This is a genomic window from Vibrio tapetis subsp. tapetis (assembly GCF_900233005.1).
Taxonomy (GTDB): domain Bacteria; phylum Pseudomonadota; class Gammaproteobacteria; order Enterobacterales; family Vibrionaceae; genus Vibrio; species Vibrio tapetis.
Genome location: NZ_LT960611.1, coordinates 276,513 through 296,900 on the forward strand (window position 1 = coordinate 276,513; position 20,388 = coordinate 296,900).

General features: G+C 44.5%; 17 protein-coding genes. 7 read left to right on the top strand and 10 right to left on the bottom strand.

The window, feature by feature from the left end:
- Positions 1 to 60: 60 nt before the first annotated feature.
- On the bottom strand, positions 61 to 903 hold the full coding sequence (locus tag VTAP4600_RS01305; protein ID WP_102521147.1) for an HDOD domain-containing protein: 843 nt from the start codon (positions 901 to 903) through the stop codon (positions 61 to 63).
- 142 nt (positions 904 to 1,045) lie between these two features.
- Positions 1,046 to 1,657: a TetR/AcrR family transcriptional regulator gene (locus VTAP4600_RS01310; protein ID WP_102521148.1), complete on the bottom strand. Its 612-nt coding sequence runs from the start codon at positions 1,655 to 1,657 to the stop codon at positions 1,046 to 1,048.
- 259 nt (positions 1,658 to 1,916) lie between these two features.
- Between VTAP4600_RS01310 and hpt the strand changes: the two genes are divergently transcribed.
- Positions 1,917 to 2,447: a hypoxanthine phosphoribosyltransferase gene (gene hpt / locus VTAP4600_RS01315; protein ID WP_102521149.1), complete on the top strand. Its 531-nt coding sequence runs from the start codon at positions 1,917 to 1,919 to the stop codon at positions 2,445 to 2,447.
- A gap of 74 nt (positions 2,448 to 2,521) precedes the next feature.
- Here the strand turns inward: hpt and can are convergent, their stop codons facing one another.
- A complete protein-coding gene (gene can / locus VTAP4600_RS01320; protein ID WP_102521150.1) occupies positions 2,522 to 3,184 on the bottom strand; it encodes a carbonate dehydratase in 663 nt (220 codons plus the stop codon).
- Positions 3,185 to 3,465: 281 nt separating this feature from the next.
- Here can and VTAP4600_RS01325 point away from each other — a divergent pair, with 281 nt between their 5' ends.
- From VTAP4600_RS01325 to VTAP4600_RS01335, 3 genes are all read left to right on the top strand, one after another.
- The gene (locus VTAP4600_RS01325) at positions 3,466 to 5,118 is read left to right on the top strand and encodes a SulP family inorganic anion transporter (RefSeq protein WP_102521151.1); all 1,653 of its coding nucleotides are present in this window, start codon (positions 3,466 to 3,468) and stop codon (positions 5,116 to 5,118) included.
- 125 nt (positions 5,119 to 5,243) lie between these two features.
- Entirely contained in the window at positions 5,244 to 6,161 is a 918-nt protein-coding gene (locus VTAP4600_RS01330) for an ABC transporter ATP-binding protein (protein WP_102523849.1), read from the top strand.
- Positions 6,162 to 6,163: 2 nt separating this feature from the next.
- Positions 6,164 to 6,934: an ABC transporter permease gene (locus VTAP4600_RS01335; RefSeq protein WP_102521152.1), complete on the top strand. Its 771-nt coding sequence runs from the start codon at positions 6,164 to 6,166 to the stop codon at positions 6,932 to 6,934.
- Positions 6,935 to 7,074: 140 nt separating this feature from the next.
- Here the strand turns inward: VTAP4600_RS01335 and panC are convergent, their stop codons facing one another.
- The 7 genes from panC to sfsA form a co-directional block, all read right to left on the bottom strand.
- Positions 7,075 to 7,965, bottom strand: coding sequence for a pantoate--beta-alanine ligase (gene panC / locus VTAP4600_RS01340; RefSeq protein WP_102521153.1), 891 nt, complete (start codon positions 7,963 to 7,965; stop codon positions 7,075 to 7,077).
- Positions 7,966 to 7,974: 9 nt separating this feature from the next.
- On the bottom strand, positions 7,975 to 8,769 hold the full coding sequence (gene panB / locus VTAP4600_RS01345) for a 3-methyl-2-oxobutanoate hydroxymethyltransferase (protein ID WP_102521154.1): 795 nt from the start codon (positions 8,767 to 8,769) through the stop codon (positions 7,975 to 7,977).
- A 2-nt stretch (positions 8,770 to 8,771) separates the two neighbouring features.
- Positions 8,772 to 9,278: a 2-amino-4-hydroxy-6-hydroxymethyldihydropteridine diphosphokinase gene (gene folK / locus VTAP4600_RS01350; RefSeq protein ID WP_102521155.1), complete on the bottom strand. Its 507-nt coding sequence runs from the start codon at positions 9,276 to 9,278 to the stop codon at positions 8,772 to 8,774.
- Positions 9,275 to 10,579 (bottom strand): polynucleotide adenylyltransferase PcnB, encoded by a 1,305-nt coding sequence (gene pcnB / locus VTAP4600_RS01355; protein ID WP_102521156.1) that lies wholly within the window; start codon positions 10,577 to 10,579, stop codon positions 9,275 to 9,277. Before pcnB ends, folK begins: the two co-directional genes overlap by 4 nt.
- 126 nt (positions 10,580 to 10,705) lie before the next feature.
- Positions 10,706 to 11,605, bottom strand: coding sequence for a tRNA glutamyl-Q(34) synthetase GluQRS (gene gluQRS / locus VTAP4600_RS01360; protein WP_102521157.1), 900 nt, complete (start codon positions 11,603 to 11,605; stop codon positions 10,706 to 10,708).
- Between the two features lie 60 nt (positions 11,606 to 11,665).
- Positions 11,666 to 12,115, bottom strand: a complete 450-nt coding sequence (gene dksA, locus VTAP4600_RS01365) for an RNA polymerase-binding protein DksA (protein WP_102521158.1) — start codon at positions 12,113 to 12,115, stop codon at positions 11,666 to 11,668.
- A 130-nt stretch (positions 12,116 to 12,245) separates the two neighbouring features.
- On the bottom strand, positions 12,246 to 12,959 hold the full coding sequence (gene sfsA / locus VTAP4600_RS01370) for a DNA/RNA nuclease SfsA (RefSeq protein ID WP_102521159.1): 714 nt from the start codon (positions 12,957 to 12,959) through the stop codon (positions 12,246 to 12,248).
- Between the two features lie 63 nt (positions 12,960 to 13,022).
- Here sfsA and hrpB point away from each other — a divergent pair, with 63 nt between their 5' ends.
- Genes hrpB through VTAP4600_RS01385 form a run of 3 tightly spaced genes read left to right on the top strand, consistent with a single transcriptional unit; the run spans position 13,023 to position 20,387 of the window.
- On the top strand, positions 13,023 to 15,494 hold the full coding sequence (hrpB, locus tag VTAP4600_RS01375) for an ATP-dependent helicase HrpB (protein WP_102521160.1): 2,472 nt from the start codon (positions 13,023 to 13,025) through the stop codon (positions 15,492 to 15,494).
- Entirely contained in the window at positions 15,491 to 18,004 is a 2,514-nt protein-coding gene (gene mrcB, locus VTAP4600_RS01380) for a penicillin-binding protein 1B (protein ID WP_231897842.1), read from the top strand. The genes hrpB and mrcB overlap by 4 nt, the downstream gene beginning before the upstream one ends.
- A 55-nt stretch (positions 18,005 to 18,059) precedes the next feature.
- On the top strand, positions 18,060 to 20,387 hold the full coding sequence (locus VTAP4600_RS01385; RefSeq protein WP_415239670.1) for a patatin-like phospholipase family protein: 2,328 nt from the start codon (positions 18,060 to 18,062) through the stop codon (positions 20,385 to 20,387).
- The last annotated feature ends 1 nt before the right edge of the window (position 20,388 follow it).

Here is a 20,388-nt window from a genome sequence, read left to right on the forward strand (position 1 = left end):
GATCTTTTCGGTCTGAAACTCCGGTTTAGGGAGTAAGGGCCAGTAGATGAATGAGCTCGTTTAAGCGGCCATCATTTGTGTTGCCATATCCGCACCATTGCCTCTAACTTTATCGATAGACTCACGAACAGCAGAAGATATGATCAGTGCTCTAGAATCTTGGTGGGTCGCAATAAATGTCGCTTTCGCCTTGTCGTCTTCTTGTTCATCCCAATTTGCGTGTATATCCCGGGCAAAATGTAAAACGACGGCAAGTCTTGGTTTCTCCGCTGATTGAGGCGAGTCCGGGTAATGTTTGATAGCGCCAACCATGTGATCTGGGAATTTCCATGTTTTGGCCAGCAATGCGCCTAGTTCAGGCGCTGTGGTGCCAAGAACTTCTTGCTGTGCTGAGAGTTCATCTTGTCCTGCTTCAACTAGATCAGCGACGGTGCGGGCATCTTCAGGTGCTAAGGTGTGGATCATCAGCTCGCCGATGTTGTGTAAAATGGCGGCTGTAAATGCTTCATTAGCATCGATACCATTTTCGACACCACTGGCCATGGCTATTTTGCTAGCCAGCGTGGCGACTTCAAAAGTATTGGTCCAATACTCGGTCATATCTAAGCTTGGGACTTTGGGAAAAGCACTGGAAAGCACGGAGGCAACAACGAGCGTTTTTACAGGGCCGCTGCCCACCCGAATCAAAGCATCATTGACCGATGAGACCGTCTTATTTCCGCCAAAATGGGCGGAGTTAGCCATACGAAGTAAGCGAGCACTTAATATTTGTTCCATGCCAATTTTATTGGCAAGTTGGCCGAAATCGACATCGTCTTGGTTGACCATATCTAATAGCTCTTGAAGAATCTTTTGTAAGCGAGGTAATTCGTTTAGTCTTGAAATTAGGGCCGTCTGACTCATATGCACTCCTGTTATTTTCGTTGTCCCTTTCAATATAGGCTACATTTTTGAGATGTGGTAAATACAAAAAGTCGCGCACAAGGCGCGACTTTTATAAGTGATTATTTTTAAATGGGTTATCAGCCCTATAGCATCGAAAATACTATTTTTGCTTGTAAATACAAAGCATAGAAAGGAAGCTTTCCTTTACGGTTGCTAAGTATTGAGCATCAGGGTTCCGATTGGCTTGCACATAAAGTGAATAACAGATGCCGTGGAATAAGTTTGCTAGATCGGCGCTGTTATGGCGGTCACAAATCTCGCCACTCTCCATCGCATTGTCGAACATTAGCTCCATTTTCTTTTGATTGCTTTCGTTGCAAGTCAAAAATAATGGCCAGACTTCGTCTCGTGTAGAAGTGCTCCATTCAAACCATACTTTCATCCAATTTTCACCAATAATAGCCGAGTTAATGATGTTGTTGGTGAGTGTATTGAGGTTGTATTCTGCGCTCGCATCTGTATCGATGCTTTTATTAATGAACTCAGAATAATGCTTCTCTACTTGGTTCAGTACTTCATCGACTAAATCTTCGCGAGTCTGAAAGTAATTAAAAACGGTAGCGACGGAGACTTGTGCTATTTCAGCGATGTCTGCGTGCCCACCTCGACCAATCCCTCTGCGTGCAAACACTTCAATTGCAATATCATGAAGTTGTTCTTTTCGTTTTTGAGGAGAAAGCCGTGTCCTTGGTCTTTTTGTTACCATATCCATGTTTATTTTCCTTGCCGACGTTGTTTTTTATTTAATGATTATTTTATAAGTAAGTGTATCACATATGAGTGTAATGGTGCATATGGTCATGTCAATCTTAGAAAAGTGCTAAGTAGTAAAAAATATGACGCAGTTAAAAATTTAACCTAAGGCGTTTGCAGTGCTAAAATAGATGAATCAGAGCGAAATTTACTGTTATTTTATATAGTCAGTATTAATTTCGCAGTAAAATCAGCTACTAACAAATAATGAGAGCGGTATGAAACATACAGTAGAAGTCATGATTTCTGAAAGTGAAGTTCAGAGTCGTGTTGAAGAGTTAGGAAAGCAGATCACAGAGCACTACCATAATTCTGAAAACTTAGTTTTAGTAGGATTATTGCGTGGCTCGTTTGTCTTTATGGCTGATCTAACCCGCGCGATTAAAATCAATCACCAAATCGATTTTATGACGGCTTCTAGCTACGGTAATGCGATGGAAAGTTCTCGTGATGTACGTATCTTAAAAGACCTTGATGATGATATTAAAGGCAAAGACGTACTGCTAGTGGAAGACATCATTGATACAGGTAATACGCTGAGTAAAGTCTGTGAGATTCTGGAAATTCGTGAGCCTAACTCCATTCAGATTTGTACATTACTTGATAAGCCGTCTCGACGTGAAGTCGAAGTGGACGCTAAATTTATCGGTTTTGAAATTCCTGACGAGTTTGTGGTTGGTGTAGGGATCGATTATGCGCAAAACTATCGTCACCTACCTTACGTAGGTAAAGTGGTACCACAAGAGTAATAGTGCCGTTACCGTAGGCTCAATTATTGCCGGACTAATAAAAACGCCCACAATATGATGTGGGCGTTTTTTGTTTAATCGATGGTGTTTTCAACCGTTAATATCTTGGCCATCGCGGCTTGATAAGAGACTTCCAATGACTCTCGGCTATGGCATCGAACGCCTAGCTCGTTTAGAACGCCATCTTCCATACCGTAAACCCAACCGTGGATCTGCACGTCTTGGCCTTTCTCCCAAGCGTTTTGCATTACTGTAGAGTTGCCTAGGTTGTACACCTGTTCAGCGACGTTAATTTCGCACAATTTGTCACCCCATTGTTCACGAGGTAACGAGCCAAAAAGGCTACGGTGTTTAAGGTATAGATCGCGAATATGCAGTAGCCAGTTATTAATCAAACCAAGTTGAGGGTTATCAATCGCGGCATTAACGCCACCACAACCGTAATGACCACATACTATGATGTGCTTTACTTTTAATACTTCAACGGCGTATTGAACAACCGAAAGGCAATTTAGATCCGTATGAATGACTTGGTTTGCCACGTTTCGGTGAACAAATAGCTCGCCGGATACTAAGCCAGTAAGTCGCTCTGCGGGGACTCGGCTATCAGAACAACCTATCCACAAATACTCTGGTTGTTGCCCCTCTGCTAACTTTGCGAAAAATTCTGGTTTTTCTGCTTTGATTGTTTGCGCCCACGCGGTGTTATTGGCAAACAACTGTTTTATATCTGGCATCAAGCTATCCTCTTTATCCCAATCACTATACACAAGCTAAAGGGGGAACTCTTTAAATAAATGCCGTTTTGTCATTCGTTTGTCACTGGTCTGAGTAGTATTTTCGATCCAATTGAAACTTTTTATTACTTTTTTTTATCAATCAAGCTCTGCTTATACCACAAGGCTTTAGCTGATATTTGTATGCTGAATGAATGTGTGTTTTTAAAATTGATATGTCGATCACTGTTTTTTAAATGATAGACTCTAGCTGGACTCGAAATAGTATTGTGGAGCTTGAAATGAAAGGGCGTTATAAGGACTTAACTCTCAAGGGGGATCTGTTTGGTGGTGTAACGACTGCGATCATTTCACTTCCGTTGGCATTAGCATTCGGAGTCGCATCTGGAGCTGGAGCCGAGGCTGGCTTGTGGGGCGCGATAATGGTTGGCCTATTCGCTGCACTGTTTGGTGGGTCTACTAGCCTTATCTCGGAGCCTACAGGCCCTATGACGGTTATCTTAACGGCCGTTCTTACTACTATGACCGCTAAGTACCCCGAGTCAGGGTTAGCGATGACCTTTACCGTTGTCATGATGGCCGGTGCCTTCCAGTTTATACTGGGTACCCTCAAGTTGGGTAAGTACATTACCTTAATGCCGTATAGCGTGATATCTGGCTTTATGTCTGGTATTGGCGTGATTCTTATTATTCTTCAACTTGCGCCATTACTAGGCCAAGCTTCTCCTTCCGGAGGGGTGATTGGCACTATTAATCACCTTCCTGAATTGTTTTCTGCCATCAGTTTTTCTGAGCTTTTACTTGGTGCGACGACGCTGGCGATCTTGTTTTTTCTTCCTCAGCGCTATCGGAAGTATGTACCGGCACAGTTAGTTGCGCTGGTGGCGGTCACGTTATTGTCTATTTTACTCTTTGATACTGACAGCATTCGTCGAATCGGGGAGATCCCAGCAGGCTTGCCAAGCCTAGTTTGGCCGACGTTCAGTGCCGACTTAGTGACCACCATGTTGATTGATGCGCTTGTCTTAGGGACACTGGGTTGCATTGATACCTTGTTAACCGCTGTTATTGCAGATTCATTGACGCGTAAAGAGCATGACTCAGATAAAGAACTGAGGGGGCAGGGAGTTGCGAATATGTTGTGTGGCTTATTTGGTGCGCTCCCTGGTGCGGGCGCAACCATGGGAACCGTGACTAATATTCAAGTTGGGGCTCGTTCGCCGTTATCTGGTGTTATCAGGGCATTAGTGTTGGCTTTAGTCGTTTTGGTGGCTAGTGACTTAACGGCACCGATACCAATGGCAGTATTAGCCGGTATAGCCGTGTATGTTGGCTTTAATATTCTTGATTGGAGTTTTATCTCTCGTGCCCACAAGGTCAGCTGGCAGGGTACATTTATCATGTATGGCGTCATGTTCTTAACGGTATTTGTGGATTTGATTGTTGCGGTTGGACTCGGCGTCTTTATTTCGAATATATTGGTTATCGAGCGTTTGAGTCGAGAACAAGCGAGACAAGTAAAAGCCATTAGTGATGCCGATGAAGACGATGTACCACTGACGGATACCGAGCGAGCATTATTAGAGCGTGCAAATGGGCAAGTTTTATTCTTCTACTTATCTGGGCCGATGATCTTCAGCGTTTCCAAAGCGATTTCACGCCAACACTCCAGTATTGGTGACTATCAAGTGATGATTTTGGACTTGAGTGATGTGCCTATGATCGATGTTACCGTAGGCTTAGCATTAGAAAACGCAATCAAAGATGCACTAGAAACAGACTGCCAAGTCTTTTTGTTGTGTCCAAATGAGCAAACAACCGCACAGCTCGAAAAGCTCAACGTGTCGGCGCTTGTTCCTGATCAGCAGTGGTTTAATAGTCGTTATGAAGCCTTGACGGCATCTGTGCATTGGGTAAATAGAACAGAGACTTAACTTTCAGCACCTGTTCTTTTCATGAATAGGTGTATTAGGAATAAATAAAATAGCCGAATAGCTTGAAAAACGAGCTCGCAGCCTACATTGTTCAAGCGTTAAATAATAAAAATAACGGTTATATTATGTACGCACTAGAAATTGAGCAGCTGCGAAAAACGTACAAGGGCGGTTTTGAAGCCTTAAAAAGGGTCAGTTTACAGGTAGAAAAAGGCGATTTTTACGCGCTTTTGGGCCCAAACGGCGCCGGTAAGTCGACCACGATTGGTATTATCTCATCTTTAGTTAATAAGACTTCTGGTCAAGTGAAGGTTTTTGGTTTCGATATTGACCAAGACTTAGAGCTGGCCAAACAAAATTTAGGTTTGGTTCCACAAGAATTCAACTTCAATCAATTTGAAACCGTCGAGCAAATCGTCATGCAACAGGCCGGGTATTATGGTGTTACCCGAGAGCTTGGTAAGCAACGGGCACAAAAATACCTGACGCAACTCGATTTGTGGGAAAAACGCAAAGAGCCTGCCCGTAATCTTTCTGGTGGTATGAAGCGACGCTTAATGATTGCTCGTGCCCTGATGCATGAACCTAAAATATTGATTCTCGATGAGCCCACTGCAGGGGTTGATATTGAGCTGCGTCGCTCGATGTGGGAGTTTTTGCAGACGATAAACCAGCAAGGAATAACGATCATCTTGACCACTCACTACTTAGAAGAGGCTGAGATGTTATGCCGTAATATTGGCATAATCAGTAAAGGTGAGTTGATAGAAAACACCTCAATGAAAGCGCTACTTAATAAACTGGATGTCGAGACGTTTATTTTTGATCTAGAAAATGTAACGCAGGCACCAGAGCTGATTAACGCCAACATCGTCGGTTTTAAAAATGGTTCTTTGGAAGTTGAAATCAATAAGAACCAAGGTCTTAACGAAGTGTTTGAACAACTGTCGGGTAAGGGCATTAAAGTGCTATCGATGAGAAACAAAGCCAACCGTCTTGAAGAGCTGTTCGTAAGCATTGTTCAAGATCAGAAGGAGGCATAGGCATGTATCAAGTTTATTGGGTTGCCTTTTGTAGTTTGATACAAAAAGAAATTAATCGATTCACTCGTATTTGGGTGCAGACCTTAGTGCCACCCGCTATAACCATGACTTTGTATTTCATTATTTTTGGTAATCTGATTGGTTCGAGAATTGGTGAAATGAGTGGCTTTAGCTACATGGAGTACATTGTGCCAGGCCTGATTATGATGTCGGTTATTACCAACTCATATTCTAATGTTGCCTCCTCTTTCTTTAGTGCTAAATTTCAGCGCAATATAGAAGAGCTCCTCGTGGCTCCAGTACCGAATTACATCATTATTTGGGGCTTTGTGATGGGCGGTGTGGCTCGTGGCCTTGCGGTTGGTGCCATTGTCACCACCGTGTCGTTATTCTTTGTTGATCTGCAGGTCGAACATTGGGGAATCATCATCGCAACGGTCTTTTTGACGTCAGTGGTGTTTTCGCTTGGTGGGTTAATTAATGCGGTGTTTGCTAAAACGTTCGATGATATCTCTATCATCCCGACGTTTATTTTGACTCCTCTTACGTACCTTGGTGGTGTATTTTACTCAATTAGCTTGCTACCCGAGTTTTGGCAAGGTATCTCGAAGATCAATCCCATTGTCTACATGGTGAATGCATTTCGTTATGGCTTCCTGGGTGTTTCTGATGTTGGTATCGCGACATCGTTTGGCGTGCTAGGTGCATTCATTCTCGTTCTATACGCTATAGCTCACTACTTAGTAGAGAAAGGCATTGGATTGAGAAGCTAGTTTTGTAAGGCATAAGGCATAAGGCATAAGGCATAAGGCATAAGGCATAAGGCATAAGACGTGTCTATGCTACAAGTACTAAAAAGGGCTACAGAGAGTATCTGTAGCCCTTTTTGCTATTCATTGGTAGTGAGAAAGGGCTATTCGCTCTTTTCTTCTTCCGTGTTTTCTTTGTTCTCGATGACCAGATCAAAGATCTGATTATCAATTAAACGAACTTGGCCTAAGAATACCGACACAAGAATCACAGCTTGAGTCGATTCAGTTGAAATTGGCAGTAAGCTTTTTGCGTCACGAATGAAAATTTCATCCGGTTGCAGATCCGCTGCACGAAGTTGGTCTGTTGCATCTTCGATAATCGAGCTGTAATCATCACGACCACCACGAATCTGACTGCTGATCCAACGCATAGTGCGTGCAACTACAGGCGCTCTCTGACGTTCGTCCATGGTCAATAAACCATTACGAGAGCTCATAGCAAGGCCATCCATTTCGCGAACGGTTGGTACGCCAATGATTTCAATATCCATCGCTAAGTCGATCACCATTTGGCGGATCACAGCAAGTTGCTGAAAATCTTTATCACCAAAACAGGCCACATCCGGTTGAACGATGTTAAATAGCTTAGTGACAATCGTTGCCACACCGCGGAAATGACCCGGGCGAGAAGCGCCTTCAAGCATATGAGATAAGCCAGGGACTTCAACGTAACACTGTTTATCTAGGCCTTCTGGGTACATGATTTCAGGTGTTGGTGTGAAGACAAAGTCCACCGCCTCGCCATTAAGCTTACTTAGGTCATCCTCAAGGGTTCGCGGGTAGTTATTGAGATCATCCGCACGTTCGAACTGCATAGGATTAACAAAAATACTTACCACAACAAAGTCGGCTTGTTCACGAGCTTTACGCACTAAGGTTAAGTGGCCTTCATGCAGATTGCCCATGGTTGGCACAAATGCAATACGGCGACCGTCGCGTTTGCACTGTTTGATCTGCTCTCGAAGAGAAGCAATATCAGTAAATGTTTGCATCGGGGTTCCTTAGTTAAAAGTGTGCTCAGGGCCAGGGAAAGTTTGACTCTTAACATCTTCCTTGTATTTCGTAATCGCTGAACGAATGTCTCCAGTTTCTGCTAAGAAGTTCTTAGAGAATTTCGGCATGTAATTGGCTGCAATGCCAAACATATCATGCATAACCAAGATCTGGCCGTCGGTATCGTTACCTGCACCAATACCAATGACGGGTATCGTTAGGCTTTCAGTAATGCGTTTTGCCAAAGAAGCGGGAACGCATTCTAGTACCAATAGTTGAGCTCCTGAGTTTTGCAGCGCAATGGCATCTTGAACCATTTGCTCGGCACGCTCTTCGTCACGCCCTTGAACTTTAAAGCCACCGAAGATGTTGACAGACTGAGGTGTCAAACCTAAGTGAGCACAGACTGGCACCGCTCGTTCAGTGAGCATGCGAACCGTATCGCAAAGCCATTGACCGCCTTCAAGCTTGACCATATTGGCGCCGGCTTGCATCAATTTACCTGCGTTTTCACACGCTTGTTCAGGCGTTGCGTAGGTCATGAAAGGCATGTCTGCCAATAATAGGCAATTTGGGCTGCCCGCACGAACACAACGCGTGTGGTAAGCAACATCGTCGATAGATACTGGCAAGGTCGAGCTTTCGCCTTGTAGTACCATACCAAGAGAGTCACCAACAAGAAGAGCTGGCATTTCAGCTTCTTCAAATAACTGCGCAAAGCTTGCGTCGTATGCGGTGGATGTTGCGAACTTACGACCTTCTTGCTTCCAAGCCATAAGCGTGTTTATTGATACGTTTTTCATTTTTATTCCTTACTAGGATTTGGCGCATGGTGCCAAATACTAAGCCCGTTACGATCGACTTGTTTAAGCAGGTTCGCCAGCTTAGTCCCATCAGGGAGTTGTAAATTTGGTTCGATTTCCGAAAGTGGGTAAAGAACAAACTCTCGTACCTTCATTCCATAATGAGGAATGGTTAATCTTTCGGTATCGATCACCTCATCGCCGTAAAGCAAAATATCAAGATCTAGGGTTCTTGGGCCCCAGCGCTCGTCTTTACGGACACGCCCATGTTCCAACTCGATAGCTTGTGTGCAATCAAGCAGTTCCATCGGCGTTAATTCTGTCGTGATTTCAGCAACCGCATTGATGTAATCAGGTTGATCTTGTGGCCCCATAGGCGTGCTGCTGTACAGCGAAGAAGCATTAACAAAAGTCGACTTAGGCACGGATTTGAGTGCTTCTATTGCGAGTTTTGCTTGCTCTACAGGATCGGCAAGATTACTACCAATAGCAATGTATGCTGTGATCATGACTGTGGTTTTCTCTTTTTATTACGGTAGTTGCGCTTACGTCGGTGACCTGTGGATGAATCCCCTAAGTCGGTCACCATAGCTTGACGCATATTACGTCCAGCTTCTTGGTAAGTTGCCCACCAATTAGCAAGCTCTAGGGTATCACCTTGCTCAATTTCACCACGCATTTCTAAGAAATCAAAACCGGCTCTAAACTTGTTAAGCTCTAGTAATCGAGATGCTCGTTTTCCGCTACGGCGAGGTAGACGGAGCTGCAGCTGCCAAATTTCGCGAACGGTTGCAGTATGGCGACGAGGGATCGCGATAGACTTCACTTGTGTATCGAGAACGATATTACTCGCTTCCATAATGGCGTCGTAGTGGTTGAAGTTACGCTCTTCCATTAATTGTTGCGCGACACGGTTAAGCGGATACCACAAGAAAGCTGCAAACATGAAAGCAGGGTTAATACGCTTGCCTTCTTTAATGCGTTTATCTGTCGAAGCCAGTGCAAGCTCAATCATGCGCTCTGCATGAGAGTCTTGTGCTTGGGTGAAATCTTGTTCAAGTTGCGGGAAAAGCTGTTGAAACAAGTTCAATTCACGCATCAAGTAATAAGTATTAAGCCCATGGCCTGATTGAAGTAGTTTTAACGACTCTTCAAATAATCGAGCAGAAGGGATATCACGTAAAAGAGGTGATAGCTCTACAATCGGCGCGGCTGTTTTTTCACAAATTTCCATATCAAGCTTGGCGGCAAACCTTGCAGCTCGAAGCATGCGCACTGGATCTTCGCGATAGCGGGTTTCTGGATCTCCGATCAAGCGAATGACGCGATCGTTGAGGTCTTTAACACCGCCAGCGTAATCGTGGATACTGTAATCCGCGATGTTGTAATACATGGCATTGATCGTGAAGTCACGACGTTCGGCGTCTTCATCGACGCTGCCGTAGACGTTGTCTCGCAACAACATGCCTTCTTTAGACTGAGCAGAAACGTGTTTTGCCGGCTCTTGATGGTGGCCACGGAACGTAGCGACTTCAATAATATCACGACCAAACATGATATGAGCCAAACGGAAGCGACGACCAATCAGACGGCAATTACGGAAAAGTTGTTTCACTTCTTCCGGAGTTGCATTGGTTGCAATGTCGAAATCTTTTGGTTGTTCACCAAGTAAGAGATCGCGCACACCACCACCTACTAGGAACGCATCGAACCCAGCATTATGCAGTCTGTAGAGCACTTTTAGTGCGTTGTCGCTAATTTGTCTGCGAGAAATGTCATGTTCTTCTCGGGTAAAAATCTTCAGAGTAATTTCTCCGTTTGAGCGACCATCTTGTTGGCTTTTCTTCGTTAATAACTGACGACAAAAGCGAGTAACTTGACCTAAAATAGCCCACCTCGATTACGTTTGTGCTCAAAAATAGCGGCCTATAATAGCCTAGCTCGTCGGTTTTGAGAATGGCGACGTGATATTGATGTCATTGGGCAACTGAGTTAGGTGCCAATGAGTCGCGCCCCAAGAAACCATTTGTTCTACGGTTAAATCAGCAAAATCTATAGGTAAATCAAAGCCTAAAAACTGCATTGCCGCTACTAATTCCGCTTTAGGGGTGATGATATTAACCCCCTGAGCGTGATTTTGCTTCGATAGTTTATTCCCGTTAGCATCCATTGCAAGCGGTAAATGCAAGTAGTTTACTGGCGATAAATCAAGCGTTTTGTACAGGCTGATTTGACGACCTGTTGGTTCTATCAGGTCGGCGCCGCGAACAATGTGCGTGATACCTTGGTCAATATCATCAATGACCACAGCTAGATTGTATGCATATAAGCCATCTCGTCGCTTTATGATGAAATCTTCTTCAGCCAATGCTTGAGGGATAGCGGTGAGGCTATGTTTCTGGTCATAAAATTGAGTGACGGGATGATCCATACGTAACCGAACTGAATATGGTTCATTGTTGTTTAACACTTTGTCACGACAACGACCGTTATAAAAACCCCCAGAGGCTTTTATTTGCTTGCGAGTACATTGGCAAAAATACGCTTGCCCCGTCTTTAACCAGAGTTCGATTTGATCTTGGTAGCGCTGGTGACGAGTGCTCTGATAAACAACTTCATCATCCCAATGTAACTGATAAGCCTCAAGAGTACGCAAGATCAGATCCGCAGCTCCTGCCATTTCTCTTGGCGGGTCGAGATCTTCCATGCGGACTAACCAGCGGCCATTTTGTGATCGTGCATCAAAATAACTGCCAAGAGCAGCTATAAGTGAACCAAAATGCAGTGGGCCGGATGGCGATGGGGCGAAACGCCCAACATAAGGAGTGCTTATCATAAATTACCAAAAAAAAGGGAGCTTTCGCTCCCTTTACTTTATTAATTAACGCAGGGAGATTTAACCTTGCATTTGTTTTTCTTTCATTTCAGCCAGTGTTTTACAGTCGATACATAGATCAGCTGTTGGGCGAGCTTCTAATCGACGAATACCGATTTCAACACCACAAGAGTCACAGAAACCGAAGTCATCTTCTTCAATCTTGTTTAATGTTTTTTCGATTTTTTTGATCAAACGACGCTCGCGGTCACGGTTGCGCAGCTCTAGACTGAATTCTTCTTCTTGAGAAGCTCTGTCAACTGGATCAGGGAAATTAGCCGCTTCATCTTGCATGTGATGAACTGTGCGATCAACTTCTTCCCTAAGCTGGTTACGCCAAGCTTCTAAGATTTTAGTAAAGTGAGCCGTTTGCTCTGGTGACATGTACTCTTCACCAGCTTTCTCTTGGTACGGTTCAACACCTGCAATGGCTAGGATGCCTAGCGTTTTTCTTTTGTTGCTCTCTGGCATACAGCATCTCCTACTTACACCTTCAAACTGCTTGGCAGCTAAATAAGGCAGGTATCTATAGCAGAAAGAAAAGCCGGTGGCAAATTCTCATCTCTCAATGAGGTCGCCATTGTGAAGAATGCATCATTTTTCATAGGGCATCGATGAATTTAACATCATGCTTTAGATACATTTCACTATTGGATATATGTGCCTTGTAGCACAGTATCTCAACACCATTTTCTTTTGCTTCAATTAATAATTGTGAATAGTTGGCATCTATATAGTGTGCGCTGGAGACTTTTTCAATCCCTGAGTGCAATACTGCAAAAAAAAGTACTGCTCTGTGACCATTTCTGGCCATTTCCGTGAGCTCACGCAGATGTTTTTGCCCTCGGGTTGTCACACTGTCAGGAAAGTAGCCATGAACATTTTCGTTTAATAACGTGACGCTTTTGACTTCAACGTAGCATTTTAGCTTATCGTCACTTTCGAGTAAAAAATCAATGCGGCTATTTTCACTGCCGTATTTTACTTCTGCACGTACAGAATTATAACCTATTAGCTCCTTTATACTATTTTGGCTTATCGCTTCTGCAACCAAAGCATTGGCTTTTGCTGTGTTTACGCAAATAAAGTCGCCCTGATTCGTTTGGGTTAGCTCCCAGCTATTTGGATATTTACGCTTTAGATTATCTGACGTGGAGTACCAAATTGTATCACCCGGTTCTGCGCAGCCGGTCATCGCACCAGTGTTTGCGCAATGAATCGTTCGGGTGCTGCCATCTTCCAATTCAATATCGGCTAAGAATCGTTTATAGCGCTTTATGAGGGTGGCGGATTTTAAAATGGGTTCAAAGTGCATATTATTACTGTTTTTATGTACAATGTGGGTTGATGTTACTCATTTAATCACAAGGGTTAGTCGTTGTCACAATTGCCGATTGAAGGTGTGTTACCAGAACTGCTTTTAAAGCTAGATTCACATCAACAAATTATCTTGAAAGCCGCACCCGGAGCGGGCAAGTCGACTTTTTTACCCTTAACTCTGCTGAAGCAAAGGGTGATTGACGGCAAAATTATCATGCTGGAACCAAGGCGTTTAGCGGCAAAAAATATTGCCTGCTACCTTGCCAAGCAGCTTGGTGAGCAAGTGGGCGAGCGTGTTGGCTTTCGAGTTCGGGGAGAATCAAGAGTCAGTGCCAATACCCAGTTGGAAATTGTGACTGAAGGGATCATGACTCGTATGATCCAACAAGACCCTGAGTTAACGGGAGTATCATTACTTATTTTTGATGAGTTTCACGAGCGAAGTATTCATGCTGATACAGCGCTTGCGTTTAGCTTGGAAATTCAAGCGGCGCTCAGAGATGACCTTACACTGCTCGTCATGTCGGCGACGTTAGATGAACACGCATTATCAGGCCTGTTACCAGAAGCGGCTTACGTGGAGTCTCATGGGCGGGCGTTTCCCGTTGAAACTCGTTATGCACCAATGAAAATAAATGATCGTTTAGTTCCGAGCATGGTCAAGCAAATCTCAAACTTGATGTTATCGGAACAAGGTTCGTTATTGGCATTCTTACCCGGTGTTGCCAGTATTAAGCAGGTAGAGCAAGATCTTTACGGCCAATGGCCTGATGTCGATATTTGCCCGTTGTACGGTCAACTTAGCCCTGTCCAGCAGCAACAGGCGATTCAACCTGCCAGCCGTGGTCGACGAAAAATCGTACTGGCGACCAATATTGCCGAAACGAGCTTAACGATTGAAGGCATCACCATCGTGGTGGACTCAGGCCTTGAACGCGTGGCCAAATTTAATTTGAAAACCGGTGTCACTAAGTTAGAGCAAGTTAGTATTGCACAATCTTCAGCAGAGCAACGAGCTGGCCGTGCAGGGCGTCTAGAGGCCGGTACGTGTGTTCGCCTTTACAGCGAATCACATTTAAATCAGCAGCCAGCGGTGCCCGAACCTGAAATTTTGCATACGGATTTAGCGCCGCTCGCATTGGAGTTATTGCAGTGGGGCACGAATGATGTCTCTGAGCTTAGTTGGCTTGATACGCCACCTGTGAGCGCCATGTCGAGCGCGTTTTCATTATTGAACAGCATTGGTTTAACCACCTCTAAGAGAGCATTAACGTCATTAGGCACTCAAGCTCAGCACCTCGGTATTGATCCAAGACACGCAGCGATGTTGTTGAAATCAAAAACAATGAGTGTTGAAATGCTCAATTGTTCGCTTGCTGCGATTGCATTAATTGAAGAGCCGGAACGTTCACAAATCGATTTAAAGGCCAGTATGCAGCGTTTGATTGATGGGTGGCATGTTCATCAAAAACGTATCGAGCATCGAATACGAGCCTTGTCGCAAAAGTGCTCAGCGTCCGTTGCGCTTAATGCGTTGGATCAATCGTTGCTCGGGCACTGTTTAAGCTGGGCTTATCCTGATCGCATTGCTCAATCACGTGATGTTTACAACCAAGGTCATCAAGGTGGACAATATTTGCTGGCAAACGGTCATGGGGCTCAAATTGATGATAGCCAACGCTTGGCCGCCAGTGATTATCTCGTGGTGACTGATCTGATGCGTCACCATCATGATGCTAGCCAAATATTTCTGGCGTGTGAATTAACGCATTCTGATTTACCAGAAGAACTGCAAAGCAGCATTGACTACGTTGACTGGGATGACAAGAAAGGCCGCCTAATTGCTGAGCAACGGGTAATGCTTGGTGGTTTGATTTTGAGCCGCAAAGAGCTAGCCAAGCCAGACAGTGCGCAAATGACCGAAGCCCTGACTCACTACGTAAAACGAAAAGGTTTATCGGTACTGCCGTGGAATGAAGCCAGCACAGCATTACTAGAAAGACTTCGATGCGCGGTCAATTGGTTACCTGAACAAGATTGGCCAGATGTCTCTAAACAAGGCTTACTGGAGCAAACCGAACGCTGGCTCACGCCCTATATGGCTGGCATCAAAAACGCAGCTGGGCTGAAAAAAATTGATTTGGTACAAGCATTGAATGCTTACCTGGGCTGGCCGCTCAATCAAGAACTAGATAAATGGTTGCCGACTCATTACACCATGCCAACAGGAAGTCGAAAAAGAATTCGCTACCAAGCAGAGCATGAGCCTATTTTATCGGTGAGAATGCAAGAAGTGTTTGGTGAACAAGACTCACCGCTTATCGCATTAGGTCGAAAAAAAGTGGTACTAGAGTTACTTTCACCAGCGCAGAGGCCTTTGCAAATCACTCAAGATTTAGCCGGCTTTTGGCAAGGTGCATACAACGAAGTAAAAAAAGAAATGAAAGGCCGTTACCCTAAGCATGTATGGCCGGACGACCCTGCTAATCACCTAGCAACAACTAAAACTAAACGACAGTTGAATTCATGATCATTAATAAAAACAGTCGCCAGAAATTAAGCCAAGCAATGCCTGTTAATGAGGTGCTGCCTCCTAAGACATCGACATGTCAAAAGCTTGTCGCGAATGGGATTATCGCGAATAGGCCTGTTGTAAAAAAGCTAGTTGCGAAAAAGCCAACAGCAAAAAAAACACCGACAAAAAAGCCCGTTGCCAAGAAAAGTACCACTAAATCGACGGCAAAAAAGCCACGCAAACGTACCCCTAAGAAAGCGGCCAATCGATCATGGCTGAAGACCATTTGGGGGTTAGCTTGGAAGAGCAGCTTAGCGTTAGTCGCTGTATTGATATTTGTCGGTATTTATTTAGACAGTTATGTAAAACAGCGCTTTGAAGGTCAACTATTTGAATTGCCTACTGTTGTTTATGGTCGGGTATTGACGCTTGCTCCAGGCAGCCCCGTTACGCTAAAGCAACTAACTGATGAATTAGATGTACTGAATTATCGAAAAGTACGTTCTCCAAGGCATCCCGGGGAATACTCATCTTCATCTACCAAAGTGGAAATAATTCGCCGAGAGTTTGAGTTTGAAGATGGACCAGAAGCATACCGTCACGTTATGTTGCACTTTAGCAAACTGGGTATTGAGCGGATTGAATCATTAGAAACAGAGCGTGATATGGGGTACTTGAGGATTGACCCTAAAATGCTCGGTATGCTTGAAAAAAATAACGATGAACAGCGCTTATTCATCAAACGCGAACAATTTCCTGAAGTCCTCGTTGATGCATTGCTAGTTACCGAAGATCGTGATTTTTATCAACATGATGGGGTGTCACCTGTCGCCATTTTGCGGGCACTTGCCGCTAATGTGAAAGCGGGGCGTACCGTTCAAGGCGGCAGCACGTTAACGCAACAGTTGGCTAAAAATCTATTCTTGTCTCGTGAGCGTACTTTGTGGCGAAAAGTGCGAGAGGCCTATATTGCGCTTATTTTGGATCATCGTTACAGCAAAGACCGTATTTTAGAAGCTTACCTTAACGAGGTGTATCTAGGGCAAAGTCGGGGTGAAGCGATTCACGGGTTTGGTTTAGCATCTCGATTGTATTTTGGTCAGCCGATTCAAGAGTTACGCATTGACCAAGTAGCCTTACTCGTTGGGATGGTGAAAGGCCCATCGTATTACAACCCGGTTCGTCATCCTGAACGGGCGAAAGTGCGTCGTGATCTCGTATTGCGCCTAATGATGCAGCAAGACATTTTGACTTCAGATGAGTATGAGTTAGCGGTGACACGCCCACTTGATATTCAAGATACTCCGCAAATCGCAAGCAGGCAGCCCGCGTATTTTCAACAGTTAAGTCGAGAGTTACAACAAAAAGTAGGTGGGGCGTTCCGCACTCAAGCCGGCTTAAAGGTGTACACCTCACTTGATCCTGTTTCTCAGTTTGAACTGGAGAAAGCCGTTAAACGAAAAATCCCACAGTTGGAGTTGAAGACCAGCAAAGGGTTAGAAGCGGCAGCAATCGCAGTCGATCGCCGTAGTGGTGAAATTCGAGCGATGGTGGGGGGGAAAAGAACAGGATACGATGGCTTTAACCGAGCTCTGAACGCGAGCCGCCCTATCGGTTCTCTGGCGAAACCTGCCGTGTATTTGACTGCGTTAAGTCAACCTAAGAAATACACCTTGGCGAGTACCCTTGAAGATAAACCTCTTACCATGAAAGGCAGCAAGGGCAGTGTATGGGCGCCAAAAAACTACGACAGAAAATTCAGAGGTGATGTTCCTCTGTATATGGCGTTTTCGCGTTCACTAAATGTACCGACTGTGCGACTCGGGTTAGAACTAGGCATAAAGCCGGTTATGGACACATTTGAAAAGCTGGGTGTTGATCGACAAGAAATTCGTCCTGTGCCTTCCATGTTCTTGGGGGCGTTTTCTCTTACTCCTTATCAAGTGGCTCAGATGTATCAAACGCTGACGAACTCAGGTAAGAAAGCGCCATTGAGCGCATTGCGTAGTGTTAAAGATAGCGATGGCGAAGTGATTTATCGGTCCATCCCGTTGGTTTCACAAACGGTCCCTCAGCAAGCCGCTTGGTTAACCACATATGCAATGAAAACCGCAGTGGCTCAAGGTACCGGTCGCTATTTGCAACAAAAATTTTCATGGGCGGCGTTAGCGGGTAAAACAGGCACGAGTAACGACACCCGTGATAGTTGGTTTGTTGGTGTGGATGGGCGCGAAGTTGTAACCATCTGGGTGGGTAGAGATGACAATAAACCGACCCAACTGACCGGCGCTAGCGGTGCTTTGCGCGTTTACCATCAGTACCTCACTAACCGAGCACCGGAAAAACTGATTTTGCCGTGGCCACAACAAGTCACGACATTAGGTTTTAAAACACAAGCTTCTGGCGGGTTAAAAGTAGATTGTGGTAACGACTTACGCTTGCCAATGTGGGACATAGAAGGGAACATCAAACAAGCTTGTGATAATAAACCCTTGCAATGGTTAAATAAATTGCTGGATTGGTAGGGCGTTTCATCATATTTTGTCTTAATAATACTGATAATAAATGGAGTTTCATATCGTGAAATGGATAGCTAGAATCGGCGTGGTCATGATGGGATCTCTACTTTCGTTGAGTGCTTTTTCTGAGCCGATACAAACGGAAAAGCAAGTTGCGAATAACATCAGCAGCGCTTCACAAGACAGACCGACGATTGCATTAGTATTAGCTGGTGGCGGCGCAAAAGGTGCGGCGCATATTGGCGTTCTAAAAGCCTTAGAAGAACTGCATATACCCATCGATATCGTTACAGGTACCAGCATGGGCGCCTTTGTTGGTGGTTTGTACGCAACGGGTATGTCTGCGGATGAAATCGAAAGCTTGATTGATACCGTTGATTGGAATAGCGGTTATCGGGATAGAGTAGCAAGAAGCGATAAGAGCATTCGAGACAAAGACATGAATGACCATTATCAAATAAATACTGATCTCGGGATTCGGGGGTTCGAATTTACTGCGCCAAAAGGAGTGGTTCAAGGCCAGAATATGCTGGGTTTATTGCGGGAGTCGGCGGGTAATTTACCACCGATGAGCTCTTTCGATGATCTTGCTGTTCGTTATCGCGCCGTCGCGACAGACATTGTTAAACTTGAGCCCGTAGTGCTTGAAAAGGGCTATTTAATTGATGCGATGATGGCAAGTATGTCCGTGCCTGGCGCGTTGCCACCCTACAAAGTCGGAGACCGACTGCTGGTTGATGGCGGTGTGACCAATAACATGCCCGTCGAGTTAGCGCGAGAAATGGGGGCAGACCTCATTATCGCTGTTGATATCAGTACGGATTACAAAAAAGAAGACGAATTAAAATCATTTTTAACCGTTGGCGATCAGCTATCTAATTATATGGTGCGCCGCAGTACCGAAAAACAATCTGACTTGTTAACCGACGACGATGTGTTACTAACGCCTCTTGTTGGCGACATGGAAACCACAGAATTTGACAGAATGATTGAAGCCTACGAAGTGGGTTATGTTTCCGCTATGCAGTCCAAAAAACAATTGGAAGATTTCGTCGTTACCAGTGCTCAGTTCCAACGCTATATCGATCATAAACAGCAAGCTAGGGTGAAGTTGGAGTATGGTGATGAGCTGGTTGTCGATACCATTCAAATTAATAATGGCTCACGTTATCGTGACTCTTTGATTAAGAGCTATCTGGCATTAGAGACCGGAGAACGCTTGAGCATGGAAGAGATAGAGCGTCGTATTGATGCTTTATATGCCCTTGACCGTTTTGAAACCATTTCATATCGCTATGAGAAAGATCAAGACCAAACCACATTGGTGATTGATGTAAACGAAAAGGAGTGGGGGCCTAACTTCATTGATTTTCGTTTTTTCTTAGAAGACGACTTTCAAACAAGGAGTCAGTATGGGTTCGGAGTCAGTACCAACTTTACGGCTTTAAATAGTCGTGGTGGTGAGTTCTTACTTAACTTAGAAATGGGTTCAGACAAGTTGATTGAGGGTGAATTTTTTACTCCACTCATAATCGACCGTGATATCTTTTCTTCAACCATCGCTTCTTATAGCAATACTGTCAGAAACTTCCCATGGAGCTCTGCTAATGATGGTAATGGTTTGGCTGGATCGATCGATGATAGCCAAAACTACATTCCGATGACCTATCGTCAGTACAAGATTGAATCCAGTCTTGGTGCTAATTTTTCCGCGATGCAGGAACTAAGAGCTGGCGTTCGTTATGTGAATGGCAATTTGCAAGTGACGTCATTACCGTATGCCGGTTCTGGGGATTTTACCCGCCTTGGTGCATTCGCTCGATATCGATATGACTCACTGGATGATCTCAACTTTCCTACTCGCGGTAGCTATATCAATCTAGAGTACTTCAATAGTCAAGATACGGTAAATGAAGGCGAAGTGATTGATAGTAGCAAAGACACCGTGCATGAGGTTGTGTCTAAGTTTGTCTCTGCAAACAGTTATAAACGTCACTCATTAGTCGGGCAGTTGGAGTATGAAGTTGTTCATAGCCAATCTTCATCATTACCCATTGAGCCGAGAAACTTAGGAGGTTTTTTGAATTTGTCGGGAATCCCCCGTAATAGTTTGATCGGTCAAAACAAGCTCTTTAGTAGCATGGTTTATCGTTATCGCTGGTTTGACAACGACTTTGGGTTGTTTAAATCACCGCTCTATTTAGGGGCGTCCGTAGAATATGGTGGCGTTTGGTCGGGTGAGGACGTTCAGTTAGAAGATGCGCCTATTTATCTTGCGGGTTCTCTGTTTGCAGGAGTTGCATCGCCCGTCGGTCCTATTGTTTTAGCTTGGGGTCATGCTGAGCATGGTTATAACTCCATTTATTTGATAGTCGGAAGTTCATTTTAGT

Bases quoted from the DNA above. Each gene is read 5' to 3' on its own strand.
- VTAP4600_RS01305 (WP_102521147.1), bottom strand. From the start codon at position 903: ATGAGTCAGACGGCCCTAATTTCAAGACTAAACGAATTACCTCGCTTA.
- VTAP4600_RS01310 (WP_102521148.1), bottom strand. From the start codon at position 1,657: ATGGATATGGTAACAAAAAGACCAAGGACACGGCTTTCTCCTCAAAAA.
- hpt (WP_102521149.1), top strand. From the start codon at position 1,917: ATGAAACATACAGTAGAAGTCATGATTTCTGAAAGTGAAGTTCAGAGT.
- can (WP_102521150.1), bottom strand. From the start codon at position 3,184: ATGCCAGATATAAAACAGTTGTTTGCCAATAACACCGCGTGGGCGCAA.
- VTAP4600_RS01325 (WP_102521151.1), top strand. From the start codon at position 3,466: ATGAAAGGGCGTTATAAGGACTTAACTCTCAAGGGGGATCTGTTTGGT.
- VTAP4600_RS01330 (WP_102523849.1), top strand. From the start codon at position 5,244: ATGTACGCACTAGAAATTGAGCAGCTGCGAAAAACGTACAAGGGCGGT.
- VTAP4600_RS01335 (WP_102521152.1), top strand. From the start codon at position 6,164: ATGTATCAAGTTTATTGGGTTGCCTTTTGTAGTTTGATACAAAAAGAA.
- panC (WP_102521153.1), bottom strand. From the start codon at position 7,965: ATGCAAACATTTACTGATATTGCTTCTCTTCGAGAGCAGATCAAACAG.
- panB (WP_102521154.1), bottom strand. From the start codon at position 8,769: ATGAAAAACGTATCAATAAACACGCTTATGGCTTGGAAGCAAGAAGGT.
- folK (WP_102521155.1), bottom strand. From the start codon at position 9,278: ATGATCACAGCATACATTGCTATTGGTAGTAATCTTGCCGATCCTGTA.
- gluQRS (WP_102521157.1), bottom strand. From the start codon at position 11,605: ATGATAAGCACTCCTTATGTTGGGCGTTTCGCCCCATCGCCATCCGGC.
- dksA (WP_102521158.1), bottom strand. From the start codon at position 12,115: ATGCCAGAGAGCAACAAAAGAAAAACGCTAGGCATCCTAGCCATTGCA.
- sfsA (WP_102521159.1), bottom strand. From the start codon at position 12,959: ATGCACTTTGAACCCATTTTAAAATCCGCCACCCTCATAAAGCGCTAT.
- mrcB (WP_231897842.1), top strand. From the start codon at position 15,491: ATGATCATTAATAAAAACAGTCGCCAGAAATTAAGCCAAGCAATGCCT.